Raw genomic sequence first — 12,544 nt, 5'->3', positions numbered from 1 at the left:
AATTAGAACAATGACTTAGCGCGCACACTTCACGCACCGAAAAAGTGAATCCCTAATGAAATGAAGATCTTATGGAGGAAAGCAGAGAAACCACCTGAGAACAGCAAGGGGAGGAACTGCCTGCGGCACGAAATTCAGCCACACGGGACCGATGGAAGGATACAACGTTTTGGCGTCTACCCTGCGTACGGAGGGTGCCAGTTGCCGCGCTGCGCCAGGCAACTGCGCGTGGCGAGCGGCGAATGCCGCGGGGATTCATCCTGCGCCGTACCGTAGCGCCGTCAGATCCGGTACGCGGCGGTGGTCATGACCCGGGAGGCAGCTCGCATCATCGCCCGCACCGGCGCGGGCAGCGGCATGCCACCCGCCTCGCGGGCGGCGGCGCCGTGGCGGACCTCATCGTCGCGCATCTGTTCCAGGATCGCGCGCGAGCGGGCGTCGGCAACGGGAATCTGTTCAAGATGGCCGTTAAGGTGCTGCTCGACCTGATACTCGGTCTCGGACACGAAACCCAGGCTGACCCGGTCACCTGTCCGCCCCGCAGCCCAGCCGATGGCAAACGCGCCGGCATACCAGAGCGGGTTGAGCAGGCTCGGACGCGAGCCAAGCTCGCGCAGACGCTCGGCGCACCAGCCGAGGTGGTCTTCTTCCTCGCGCGCGGCCTCGTCCATCTGCGCGCGCACCTGCGCGGTCCGCGCGGTCAGCTTCTGCGCCTGGTAAAGAGCCTGCGCGCAAACCTCGCCCACGTGGTTGACCCGCATGAGCCCGGCCACATGGCGGCGTTGCGACTGGTCGAGGCTGTCCGTATCGGGCGCGAGCGTTTCCGCCGGATTGGCGCGGCTGGCACGGGTGACGCCTGCGATCGCGCGCAAGGCCACATCGAATTCGCGAATCAAGTTATCCATGAATGCATCGCTGGTGGTTGCTCGGGACAGGCGCGCCGCCCGCTCCCGCCGAGGCGGACACAACGCTTGTGAAATCGCCTCGGGATTTCCCGCATTGTACCGTGAGCGCATCGCGCCCCGCCCTGCAGCCCCCCCCCCGCTAGGCCAGTGCCTGCCGCATCCGATACTCCAAAACCCTGAGTTGTGAAAAGCTGACAAGGGCAGTCGCCCCGATTGTGAAAAGGGGGCGGTTTGTTACAGTACTTGGCAGCTTCTGACGAAGTTGGGTAAGCGGTGCATGGAGACTCAGGAGGTTTCTCCGCTGACCACCAATAATTCTTACATGGAGATCATCGAGCATGAAAAAATCGCTTCTCGCGCTGGCTGCGCTGGGTGCATTTGCGAGTGCCGCACAGGCACAGTCCAGCGTGACGCTGTACGGCGTGGCGGATATGAACCTCGAATACGTCAGTCACATGGGCTCGCAAACGCCGACGATTGCCAACGGCTTTAATGCCGGCCAGGGCAACAACCTGTACCGCATGTCGTCCGGCGGCCTGTCCGGTTCGCGTTGGGGTCTGCGTGGCGTGGAAGACCTGGGCAGCGGCATGAAAGCCCTGTTCGTGCTCGAAAGTGGTTTCGGCCTTGACAATGGATCGCTTCAGCAGGGCGGCCGCATGTTCGGTCGTCAAGCGTACGTCGGCCTGGAAAGCGCCCAGGCTGGCCGCTTCACCTTCGGTCGCCAGTACACCACGCTGTTCGACCTGCTCGCCAACTTCTCGCCCAGCGGCTATGCCACCCAGTATGAACCGGTGGTGGCCCAGCTCGGCCTGAACTTCCGCTCGGACAATACCGCCAAGTACACCGGCGTATTCGGCCCGGTAACCGCCATCGCCCACTGGTCGTTCGGCAACGGCGTGGCCGGCAACGGCGAAGTCCCGGGACAGTTCCGCCGTGATACGGGCTACGGCGCCGGTGCAGCATACGCTGCCGGTCCGTTCGGCGTGACCGTCGCCTACGACCAGTACAACCCGACCCTGAGCGCGGCCGGCGACACCGGCACCTTCAAAAAGGCCGCGGTAGCAGGCAGCTATGCCTTCGGCGCGGCCAAGATTATGGGCGGCTATCGTTGGGGTCAGTCCAAGGCACAGAACGGCACGGCCCTGCTGCGTGACAACTACTACTGGATTGGCGCTAACTATCAGGTCCTGCCGGCGTTGGGCCTGACGCTGCAGTACACCTACGACGACGTTATCAAGCTGAACAATGTGAACGTCACGAACCCTTGGCAGATCGGGTTCATCGCCGACTACAACCTGTCCAAGCGCACCGACGTCTACCTGACCACCGCATTCTCGAAGAATGCAGGCCTGAACTTCGACACCTCGGCGATCAGCTTCGCCAATGGCTACTTCCTCGGCACCGGCAAGAACACCATGATCGGCGCGGCCGTGGGTATCCGCCACAAGTTCTGAGCGCATCCGCGTTCTTTTGCAAAGGCACCTTCGGGTGCCTTTTTTGCTTTCCGGCCGCGCCTCGCGCTCCATCCTAGGGCATCACCCCATCGGCACTTTGTTATGCCGACACTACAATGCAGCAACCTCTTCGGCCGCATTCAAATCGTGCCGTGCGGCCGCAAAACCAACAAGGAGACAGCCCATGCACCGCACCCGCCGCCGCGCGGCCCAGATGCTGCTGGCCACTATCGCCGGCGCATGCCTTGGCGCCTTAGCCTGGCAAGCCCCCGCGCTGGCCGCCGACCCTTACCCCAACAAGCCGATCCGACTGGTGGTTCCGTTCCCCGCCGGCGGCACCACCGACATCCTCGCCCGCGCGGTGGCCGCCGAACTGTCGAAGCTGCAGGGATGGAATGTGGTGGTCGACAACCGGCCGGGCGCGGGGGGCAACATCGGCGCCGACATGGTGGCCAAGGCAGCGCCGGATGGCTACACGCTGCTGATGGGCACGGTCGGCACGCATGGCATCAACCAGTCGCTCTATGGCAAGCTGCCATTCGACCCGATCAAGGACTTCGCACCCATCACCGAGGTGGCTTCGGTGCCGAATGTGCTGGTGGTCAATCCGGCCTTCGCCCAGCAGAACCGCATCAACAGCGTCAACGACCTGATTACCTACGCGCGCGCCAATCCCGGCAAGCTCAATATGGCATCGAGCGGCAACGGCACCTCGATCCATCTCGCCGGCGAGTTGTTCAAGACCCAGACCCGTACCTTCATGGTGCACTTCCCCTACAAAGGCAGCGGCCCGGCACTGACCGACCTGGCCGGGGGCACCATGCAGCTGATGTTCGACAACCTGCCTTCGTCGATGGCGCTGATCAAGTCCGGCAAGCTCAAGGCGCTGGCGGTCACCAGCGCCAAACCCTCTCCGGCGCTGCCCGGCGTGCCGACGGTGGCCGAAGCCGGTCACCTGCCCGGCTTCGAGGCCAGTTCCTGGTTCGGCCTGCTGGCACCCGCAGGTACACCGCACGACATCGTCGCGCGCATCCAGCAGGAAGTCGCCCGCTCGCTAGCCACGCCAGCGGTGCGGGAGAAGATGCAGGCCCAGGGCGCGGAGCCGGTCGGCAATACGCCGGAGCAGTTCGCGGCCTTTATTCGCGCCGAACACGCCAAGTGGGCCAAGGTCGTCAAGGATTCGGGCGCCAAGGTGGATTGAGGCCCCTTGCGGCCCGTGGCCGCACGCGAGCGCATATACTTGAGGCATCAAACAACCTGCGTGCCGCGATGCCCATCACACCTGCCGCCGAAGCTGCCGGGAACTCCGGGACCTCCGGAATCCCTGAGAAGGCCGGCGCCGAAGAGGCGCCGGTCGATCTCGAAACCCGCGCCGAAGACACCACCCATGATGCCCTGCGCCTGTGGCTGCGGCTGCTGACCTGCACCAACCTGGTCGAGTCCGACATCCGATCGCGCCTGCGCCAGGATTTCGCCTGTACCTTGCCGCGCTTCGATCTGATGTCCCAGCTCGACCGCCATCCCGAAGGCCTGAAGATGGGCGAGCTGTCGCGCCGCATGATGGTCACCGGCGGCAACGTCACCGGCATCACCGACCAGCTCCAGCAGGAAGGCCTGGTTTCGCGCGAGGCGCTGCCAAGCGATCGCCGCGCCTACCTGATCCGGCTCACCCCTGCCGGGCGCACGGCGTTCTCCGGAATGGCGCGCGCGCACGAGGCATGGATCGAGCAGTTGTTCAGCGGCCTGCCGCAAGCCGACCGGCGCGCGCTGTTCCGCCTGCTGGGCAAGCTCAAGGCTGGCCTGGTGAGCGCATGAACACTCGCCGGCCGGGACTGCCCGCGCTTGCCGCCTTGCTGCTGCCACTGCTGTTGGCAGCCGCTTGCCAGAGCGCGCCGCCGGGGCCGCAGATCACGCCACTCAATGCCACCATCAAGCTTGGGCGCATCAGCGCGAAGACGCTGGCGGGCCGGATCGATATACCGGATGCCGGCGCGGTGAATTCCGCGGTAGGCGTTGGTGGCGCGGCCTGGGGCGGCGGCGGCTGGAGCGGCGGCAGCGTTGGTTTTTCCATCGACCTGAACCGGTTGCTCAACCCGCCGCCGCAGCCGCAGATGGACCTGTACCAATACACGGTGGTGGCCCTCGATGGCAGCCGCACCACCGTCAATGGTCCGGCGGCGCCTGGCCTGGAGCCGGGTGCCTGCGTACGGATGGTCTATCCCGATGGCGCTCTCGAGCCGCGGCTTGCGCCTTCGCGCGAATGCTGACGAATCCCCGCGCCAAATGAAAAACGGCCTCCGCGCGGGAGGCCGTTTTTCCGTCGCTGGCGGCCTCGCTCAGGCAGCCTTGCGGGTATCGCGCAATTCGCGGCGCAGGATCTTGCCGACGTTGGTCTTGGGCAACTCGCCGCGGAACTCCACGTACTTGGGCCGCTTGTAACCGGTCAGGCGTTCCTTGCAGAAGGCAATCAGCTCGGCCTCGGTCAGCCCGGGGTCCTTCTTGACCACGAACAGCTTGACCACCTCGCCCGAATGCTCGTCGGGTACCCCCACTGCCGCCACCTCGAGCACGCCGGGGCATTCCGCAACCACGCCTTCGATTTCGTTCGGATACACGTTGAACCCGGACACCAGGATCATGTCTTTCTTGCGATCGACGATCTTGGTATAGCCGCGCTCGTCCATCACCCCGATATCGCCGGTCTTGAAGAAGCCGTCGGGCGTCATGACCTTGGCGGTCTCGTCCGGGCGGTTCCAGTAGCCGGCCATCACCTGCGGGCCGCGAATGCAGATCTCGCCGGGCTGGCCAAGCGGCACGTCGCGGCCATCGTCGTCGCGGATGGCGATGTCGGTCGAGGGAATCGGCAGGCCGATGGTGCCGGAAAACGCGTCGGTATCCGTGGGGTTGCAGGTGGCCGACGGCGAGGTTTCCGACAGGCCATAGCCCTCGATGATCGGACAGCCGGTCCTGGCCAGCCATTTCTTCGCCACCGCTTCCTGCACGGCCATGCCCCCGCCGTTGGCCACGCGCAGGCCGGAGAAGTCGACCTTGTCGATCTCCGGGTTGTTGATGAGCGCGTTGTACAGGGTGTTGACCGCCGGGAACATATTGAACTTGTACTTCTGCAGTTCCTTGATAAAGCCGGGGATGTCGCGCGGATTGGGGATCAGCACGCTCAGGCCGCCGCTGCGCATGCCCAGCAGGCAGCAGACCGTCAGCGCGAAGATGTGATACAGCGGCAGCGCGGTGATGGTGATCACCTGGTCGATCGGCGCGCCCTTGGCCAGCGCGGGCTGCATCCAGGCTTCGGACTGCAGCACGTTGGAGACGATATTCCGGTGCAGCAGTACCGCGCCCTTCGACACGCCGGTAGTGCCGCCCGTGTACTGCAGGAAGGCGATGTCATCTGGCCCTGTATTGGCAGGCTGCAGCTGCATGCCGCGGCCCTCCTCCAGCACGGTATTGAAGCGCACGCAGTTCGGCAGCTCCCACTCCGGCACCATCTTCTTGACGTTGCGCACCACGAAATTGACGATCGCCCCCTTGAGGCCGCCCAGCAGGTCGCCCATGCTGGCCACCACCACGTGCTTGACCGGCGTGGCGGACAGCACTTGCTGCAGCGTGGTGGCGAAGTTCTCCAGGATGACGATGGCCTCGGCGCCGCTGTCCTTGAGCTGGTGCTCCAGTTCGCGCGGGGTGTAGAGCGGATTGACGTTGACCACGACGAAGCCGGCGCGCAGCACGGCGGCCAGCACCACCGGATACTGCAGCACATTGGGCATCATGATGGCCACGCGCGCGCCGGGCTTGAGCCCGCGCGACTGCAGCCATGCGGCGAATTGCCGGGAGAGGCGGTCGAGCTCGCCGTAGGTGATCGACTTGTCCATACAGACAAAGGCGCGGCGATCGGCGTAGGTGCGAAAGGATGCCTCAAGCAACTCGGCCAGCGAGCGAAACTGGCTGCTATCGATCTCGGCGGGTACGCCGGCCGGGTAATGCTTCAGCCACAGTCTTTCCATGCGCCGTCTCCTGATTTCTGAATGATCGTTCGATTTTCGACAGATGCTAAACGTGCGTCCCGCTTAAGACAACACGTTAGATGAAGTCCTCTGGATGCCGCACACCTTCTGACGTGAAGTTTAGCGCACAGTTCAATGAGGACTCGGGAATTCCCCTAGCTCCGTCGCGGCAACCGTCAGGCGTGCGCCGGCAGCACCATCTTCATCATATTGGTAGCCAGTTCCCGCGCCAGCGCTTCCGCTTCCATGCGTCCGGGCTCGTGCCAGGTGTACATGAAGCCAACGACGCTGCCGATTGCATGCGCGGCGACGCGCGCGTCGCCATAGCTGAATACGCCGATACGCTTGCCTTCCTCCAGCAGGGCATAGAGGTCGCGGTAAAAGGCGCGCGCCATATTGCCCAGCCAGGCCACCGTTTCCGGCCGCAGGTACTGGTTATCGCGAAAGCTCAACGTGGCCGGCACATAGCAGGCGATGCAGCGGCGCGCCATTTCCAGCAGACAGGCCTGCAGCCGCTCGCGCACCGGCAGCGCGGGATCCGCGGTCTCGCGGATGACCGGCAGGCAGGTCTGGGCCGACTCCCGGCACAGGATGTCGAAGATCTCGTATTTGTCCGTGAAGTAGTAATAGACCGCGGGCTTGGTCACGCCCAGTGCGCGGCACAGGTCGTTCATCGTCATGCCGGGATAGCCCTTGGTATAGAAGAGCTGTGCGGCGGTATCGAGAATCTGGCGGCGGCGGGCTTCCTGCCGCTCGGTGATATGCGAGCGGGCGGGAGCAGTATCCAGCGCGATCTCCGGTGTCATTTCCGGCTCGGTCTCGCTGGACTTGATGGCGGGAGCGGTTTTCTGTGCAGTCGGCATGACGCGATTCTCGCATGGCGCCGGGCCCGGGAAGGCCTGGCGGTCCTCGTGGACATGTTCCGCTCGCCACCTCGCCACGGCCTGGGATCCCGACTTGACGCATGGTGGCGATGCCAATAGGATCATACCCAAGGGTACATAAATATACCAAAGAGTAAATTTCGCCAGCCTACCGGCTTGGCGGCCCACCAGCAAGGAGACACCGCCAATGGACGAGACCGCCTACCTGGCAGACCTGCACGCACGCTGGCAGCGCGCGTGGCCCGAGCGCACCCCGCGCTCGCCGCACTATCCGCTGGGGCGCCAGCCGCTCACGGAGATGCTGCGGCACTGGGGCCGCGCCCGCCCCGACTGCCCGGCGGTGATCTTCTACGGCCACGAAACCAGCTACGCCCAGCTCGATGCGCAAAGCGACCGCTGTGCCGCGCTGCTGGCGGCGCACGGCATCGGCGCCGGCGACCGGGTGGCGGTGCTGATGCCCAATTGCCCGCAGTTCCACATCGTCTTCTTCGGCATCCTCAAGCTGGGCGCGGTCTACGTGCCGGTCAGCCCGCTATCGCAGCGCGCCGAGTTGCAGCACGCATTGAGCGACAGCACGCCTTGCGCCCTGATCGCACTCGACCAGCTGGTGCCGCTGGTGCGCGAAACGCGCGCCGCGCTCGGCGCACAGGATCCGCTCTCGCTGCTGTTCGTGACCAGTTTCGCCGACATGGTCCCCGCCGAGCCCACGCTGGCGCTGCCGCCCATGGTGCAGGCGCCACGCTACCAATGCGAAGCGGACGACCGCGCCATCGACCTGCTGCCGGCCATGGCCGCGTGCACGCACGCGGCGCCCACGGCGGCGCCATCGCTCGACGCGGTGGCCGCGCTCAACTACACCGGCGGCACCACCGGGCTGCCCAAGGGCTGCATCCACACGCAAGGCGACATGGTCGACATGGCAGCCGCGTTCGGCGCCGTTTCACTGGACATCACCCACGACAGCGTCATGCTGGGCTTTTTCCCCGAGTTCTGGATCGCCGGCGAAAACCTCTGCCTGATCTTCCCCGCCTTCTTCGGCATCCCGCTGGTGCTGCTGGCGCGCTGGGATCCCGAGACCTTCATGGCGGCAGTCCAGCGCTACCGCGTCACCAATGCCTCGATGCTGGTGGACAACGCGGTCGAGGTGATGGAGCATCCGCGCGCGGCGCAATACCAGTTGCGCTCGCTGCGCCATGTCGGCGTATCGTCCTTCGTCAAGAAGCTCAACCTGCCCTACCGCCGCGCCTGGCAGGCGCTGACCGGCTCGGTCATCGCCGAGACCGCCTGGGGCATGACCGAGACGCAGACCTGCAATACCTTTACCTGCGGCATGCAGGACGACGACCTGGACCTGCGGGCCCAGCCCATCTTTGTCGGGCTGCCCGTCCCCGGCACCGAGTTCAAGATCTGCGATTTCGACAGCGGCGAACTGCTGCCGCCGGGCGCCGAAGGCGAACTGTGCGTGCGCACGCCGACCCTGCTCAAGGGCTATTGGAACAAACCCGACGCCACGCGCGAATCGCTGCGCAACGGCTGGTTCCACACCGGCGACATCGGCTCCATCGACGAGCAGGGTTATCTCCATTACCTGGGCCGGCGCAAGGAGATGCTCAAGGTCAATGGCATGAGCGTCTTTCCTGCCGAGATCGAGGCGCTGCTGGGCCAGCATCCGGCCATTCTCGGCTCCGCGGTGGTGGGGCGCGCCGATGAAGACCGTGGCCAGTTGCCCGTGGCCTTTGTCATGCTCAAGCCCGAAGCCGTCGGCACCGTCGACAACACAGCGCTGGTGCAGTGGTGCCGCGCCAATATGGCGGTGTACAAGGTGCCGCTGGTGCATATCGTCGACGCCCTGCCGCTCACCGCGACGGGCAAGGTGCGCAAGCAGGACCTGGCGCCGCTGGCCGGGCAGCTTGGCTGAGCCGCCATGGTCTTTCCTTATTCAGCGCTGTCCAACTCCTTCGCATCATGACGTTCCGCAAGCTACTGATCGCCAATCGCGGTGAAATCGCCATCCGCATCGCACGCGCCGCCGCGGGCGCGGGGCTGGAGAGCGTCGCCCTGTACAGCGAAGACGACCGCGACGCCCTCCACGTGCGCAAGGCCGACGGCGCCGTTGCGCTGCCCGGCACCGGTCCGCGCGCCTATCTCGATATCGCGCAAGTGGTGGCCGCGGCCACCCGCAGCGGCTGCGACCTGGTCCACCCCGGCTACGGCTTGCTGTCCGAGAACGCGGAATTCGCCCAGGCCTGCCTGGATGCCGGCCTCACCTTCGTGGGCCCCGCCCCCGATGTGCTGCGCCTGTTCGGCGACAAGGCACGGGCGCGCGCGTTGGCGCGCGAGTGCAATGTGCCCGTGGTGCCGGGCTCCACCGGCCCAACCACGCTGGCAGCCGCGCACGCGTTCTTCGCGTCGCTGCATGCGCCAGGCGCCGATGTCGGCATGATGATCAAGGCGCTGGCCGGCGGCGGTGGCCGCGGCATGCGCGCGGTGCACGCCGCGGCGGACATCGACGAGGCTTATGCCCGCTGCGTGTCCGAAGCCACGGCCGCGTTCGGCAACGGCGCCGTATATGTCGAGCGCATCGTGCACGCGCCCCGCCATATCGAGATCCAGGTGGTGGCGGATGCCGCAGGCGGCGTGATCGCACTGGGCGAGCGCGAATGCAGCCTGCAGCGGCGCCACCAGAAGCTGGTGGAGATGGCGCCCAGCCCGTCGCTGGACGATGCCATGCGCGCGCGGCTGGCGCAGGCCGCGGTGACGCTGGCGCGCGCCAGCGCTTATCGTGGCATCGGCACGTTTGAATTCCTGGTGGGCGCGGACGGCGGGTTCTGGTTCATGGAGGCCAACCCGCGCCTCCAGGTGGAGCACACCGTCACCGAGGTGGTGACGGGCGTGGACCTGGTCCAGGCGCAGCTGGCCATCGCCGCCGGGAAGACGCTGGCCCAGCTTGGACTGGCGCAGCCGCCCGCGCCGCGCGGCATCGCGGTGCAGTTGCGCATCAACGCCGAGCACCTCGACGCACAGGGCCAGTTGCGCCCCGCCAGCGGCCGCATCGACGCCTACGAGCCGCCCAGCGGCCCCGGCGTGCGCGTGGACGGCGCCGGTCATGCGGGCATGACGGTCAACCCGCGCTTCGACTCGCTGCTGGCCAAGCTGATCGTGCATGAACCTGGCGGCGACTACCAGCGCGCGCTGTCCCATGCCTATCGCGCCCTGTGCGAATTCCGTATCGAAGGCATCGACACCAACCGCAGGCTGCTGCAGGACCTGCTGCTGCGCGAGGATGTGCGGCGCAATAACGTCCACACCCAATACCTTGATGCCGCGCTACCGGCGATGGCCGCACAGTTGCGGGACGGCGACCAGGCCCATCCGGCGCTGCACGCGACAGGCGCAACCGCGAACGTCCAGGCGTCGGGCTCCGCGCAACTGGACGACCTGCCGGACGATGCCGAACTCGTCACCGCGCCCATGGACGGCGCGCTGGCCGCGGTGCAGGTGTGCCCCGGCGACATCGTGCGGCGCGGGCAATCGCTCGCCATCATCGAAGCCATGAAGATGGAACATCCACTGGAAGCGCCGGTGGCGGGAGAAGTCCTGCGCGTGCTGGCCGCGGCCGGCGATGTGCTGCGCACCGGCGCGCCGGTGATCGCGCTGTCCGCGCACGACGGCAGCCACCATGCGATGGATGCGGGCGCCACCGTGGATCCGGCCCATATCCGCGCCGACCTGCGCGACGCCCTGGCGCGCCAGGCACTCACGCAGGACGCGGCGCGCGCGCAGGCGGTGGACAAGCGCCATCGCCAGGGCGGACGCACCGCGCGGGAAAACATCGCGCAACTGTGCGATGCCAACTCATTCATCGAATACGGCGCGCTCGCCATTGCCGCCCAGCGCCAGCGCCGCAGCGTCGAAGACCTGGAACGCGCAACGCCGGCCGACGGCATCGTCACCGGCATCGGCACCGTCAATGCCGGAAGTTTCCCCACAGCCGACGCGCGCTGCATGGTGCTGGCCTACGACTACACAGTGCTGGCCGGCACGCAGGGCTTCTACGGCCACAAGAAGCTGGACCGCATGCTGGCGCTGGCGCGCCAGTGGCGCCTGCCGGTGGTGCTGTTCGCCGAGGGCGGCGGCGGCCGGCCCGGCGATACCGACATACCCTTGGTGGCCGGACTGGACTGCACGTCCTTCATCCAGTTCGCGCGGCTATCCGGACAGGTACCGCTGGTGGGCATCGTCTCCGGCCGCTGCTTTGCAGGGAATGCCGCGCTGCTGGGCTGCGCCGACGTCATCATCGCCACCCGCAGCGCCACCATCGGCATGGGCGGCCCGGCCATGATCGAAGGCGGCGGCCTGGGCGTATTCGCGCCCGAGGAAGTTGGCCCCGTGAGCGTGCAAGCGCCCAACGGCGTGATCGACGTCCTGGTCGACGACGAAACTGCCGCCGTGGACGCGGCACGCCGCTACCTCTCCTACTTCCAGGGCGACCTGCCCGAATGGCAGGCGGGCGACGCCCGCGCGCTGCGCCACCTGATCCCGGAGAACCGGCTGCGCAGCTACGATATGCGCAGCGTGCTCGCCGCGCTCGCCGATCACGATTCCGTGCTGGAGTTGCGCGCCGCCTTTGGCAACGGCATCATCACCGCGCTGCTCCGCATCGAGGGGCGCGCTTTCGGCTGCATCGCCAACAACCCCCGCCACCTGGGCGGCGCCATCGATGCCGCGGCCGCCGACAAGGCCGCGCGCTTCATGCAGTTGTGCGATGCGCATGGATTGCCCATCGTCTCGCTGTGCGACACGCCCGGCTTCATGGTCGGCCCGGAGGCCGAGAAGACCGCCACGGTGCGCCACGTCTCGCGGCTCTTCGTCACCGCCGGTGCGCTGCGCGTGCCCTTCTTTACCGTGGTGCTGCGCAAGGGCTATGGCCTGGGGGCGCAGGCCATGGCCGGCGGCAGTTTCTCCGCGCCCTTCTTCACCGCGGCGTGGCCCAGCGGCGAATTCGGCGCGATGGGCATCGAGGGATCGATCCGGCTGGGCTTTCGCAAGGAACTGGAAGCCGTGGCCGACCCGGCCGAACGCGAAGCGCTGTTTGCGCGTATGGTGGAAGCGGCCTACCAGCGCGGGCGCGCCCTTAACATGGCGAGTCACCTGGAGATCGATGCGGTCATCGACCCCGCCGACACCCGGCACTGGCTGCTGCGCGGGCTGGCCTCGGTACCGCCGCTGGACGAAACGCGCCGCGCCGAATCGCGCCGCTTCATCGACACGTGGTAATGCCC

The 12,544-nt window shown here is 66.5% G+C and carries 9 protein-coding genes; 6 read left to right on the top strand and 3 right to left on the bottom strand.

What is annotated here, in order from left to right; genetic code table 11:
• Positions 1-281: 281 nt before the first annotated feature.
• Positions 282-905, bottom strand: a complete 624-nt coding sequence (gene coq7, locus AC1DS6_RS13055; RefSeq protein WP_441625653.1) for a 2-polyprenyl-3-methyl-6-methoxy-1,4-benzoquinone monooxygenase — start codon at positions 903-905, stop codon at positions 282-284.
• Positions 906-1,243: 338 nt separating this feature from the next.
• On the opposite strand from coq7, the gene AC1DS6_RS13050 reads away from it, so the two are divergent.
• The 4 genes from AC1DS6_RS13050 (at position 1,244) to AC1DS6_RS13035 (ending at position 4,626) form a co-directional block, all read left to right on the top strand.
• A complete protein-coding gene (locus AC1DS6_RS13050) occupies positions 1,244-2,359 on the top strand; it encodes a porin (protein WP_441625655.1) in 1,116 nt (371 codons plus the stop codon).
• 184 nt (positions 2,360-2,543) lie between these two features.
• Entirely contained in the window at positions 2,544-3,560 is a 1,017-nt protein-coding gene (locus AC1DS6_RS13045; RefSeq protein ID WP_441625657.1) for a Bug family tripartite tricarboxylate transporter substrate binding protein, read from the top strand.
• Positions 3,561-3,628: 68 nt separating this feature from the next.
• Positions 3,629-4,174 carry a MarR family winged helix-turn-helix transcriptional regulator gene (locus AC1DS6_RS13040; protein ID WP_441625659.1) on the top strand — a complete coding sequence of 182 codons (546 nt, stop codon included), beginning with the start codon at positions 3,629-3,631 and terminating at the stop codon, positions 4,172-4,174.
• On the top strand, positions 4,171-4,626 hold the full coding sequence (locus AC1DS6_RS13035; protein ID WP_477102587.1) for a hypothetical protein: 456 nt from the start codon (positions 4,171-4,173) through the stop codon (positions 4,624-4,626). Before AC1DS6_RS13040 ends, AC1DS6_RS13035 begins: the two co-directional genes overlap by 4 nt.
• A gap of 69 nt (positions 4,627-4,695) precedes the next feature.
• Here the strand turns inward: AC1DS6_RS13035 and AC1DS6_RS13030 are convergent, their stop codons facing one another.
• Together AC1DS6_RS13030 and AC1DS6_RS13025 are read right to left on the bottom strand one after the other, a co-directional pair.
• Positions 4,696-6,378, bottom strand: a complete 1,683-nt coding sequence (locus tag AC1DS6_RS13030) for a long-chain fatty acid--CoA ligase (RefSeq protein ID WP_035875636.1) — start codon at positions 6,376-6,378, stop codon at positions 4,696-4,698.
• Between the two features lie 176 nt (positions 6,379-6,554).
• Positions 6,555-7,241 (bottom strand): TetR/AcrR family transcriptional regulator, encoded by a 687-nt coding sequence (locus AC1DS6_RS13025; RefSeq protein WP_441625665.1) that lies wholly within the window; start codon positions 7,239-7,241, stop codon positions 6,555-6,557.
• A gap of 208 nt (positions 7,242-7,449) precedes the next feature.
• Between AC1DS6_RS13025 and AC1DS6_RS13020 the strand changes: the two genes are divergently transcribed.
• Positions 7,450-9,180 (top strand): AMP-binding protein, encoded by a 1,731-nt coding sequence (locus AC1DS6_RS13020; protein ID WP_441625667.1) that lies wholly within the window; start codon positions 7,450-7,452, stop codon positions 9,178-9,180.
• A 47-nt stretch (positions 9,181-9,227) separates the two neighbouring features.
• Positions 9,228-12,539: a carboxyl transferase domain-containing protein gene (locus tag AC1DS6_RS13015; RefSeq protein WP_477102586.1), complete on the top strand. Its 3,312-nt coding sequence runs from the start codon at positions 9,228-9,230 to the stop codon at positions 12,537-12,539.
• The last annotated feature ends 5 nt before the right edge of the window (positions 12,540-12,544 follow it).

The organism is Cupriavidus sp. 05L310 (assembly GCF_056398185.1).
The sequence above is the reverse complement of the archived record's forward strand: the minus strand, read 5'-3'. Positions and strand labels throughout refer to the sequence as shown.

What these genes read in the sequence shown, in the direction of transcription:
- AC1DS6_RS13030 (WP_035875636.1), bottom strand. Translation starts at nt 6,378, where the DNA reads ATGGAAAGACTGTGGCTGAAGCATTACCCGGCCGGCGTACCCGCCGAG.
- AC1DS6_RS13015 (WP_477102586.1), top strand. Translation starts at nt 9,228, where the DNA reads ATGACGTTCCGCAAGCTACTGATCGCCAATCGCGGTGAAATCGCCATC.
- AC1DS6_RS13020 (WP_441625667.1), top strand. Translation starts at nt 7,450, where the DNA reads ATGGACGAGACCGCCTACCTGGCAGACCTGCACGCACGCTGGCAGCGC.
- AC1DS6_RS13045 (WP_441625657.1), top strand. Translation starts at nt 2,544, where the DNA reads ATGCACCGCACCCGCCGCCGCGCGGCCCAGATGCTGCTGGCCACTATC.
- AC1DS6_RS13035 (WP_477102587.1), top strand. Translation starts at nt 4,171, where the DNA reads ATGAACACTCGCCGGCCGGGACTGCCCGCGCTTGCCGCCTTGCTGCTG.
- AC1DS6_RS13040 (WP_441625659.1), top strand. Translation starts at nt 3,629, where the DNA reads ATGCCCATCACACCTGCCGCCGAAGCTGCCGGGAACTCCGGGACCTCC.
- coq7 (WP_441625653.1), bottom strand. Translation starts at nt 905, where the DNA reads ATGGATAACTTGATTCGCGAATTCGATGTGGCCTTGCGCGCGATCGCA.
- AC1DS6_RS13050 (WP_441625655.1), top strand. Translation starts at nt 1,244, where the DNA reads ATGAAAAAATCGCTTCTCGCGCTGGCTGCGCTGGGTGCATTTGCGAGT.
- AC1DS6_RS13025 (WP_441625665.1), bottom strand. Translation starts at nt 7,241, where the DNA reads ATGCCGACTGCACAGAAAACCGCTCCCGCCATCAAGTCCAGCGAGACC.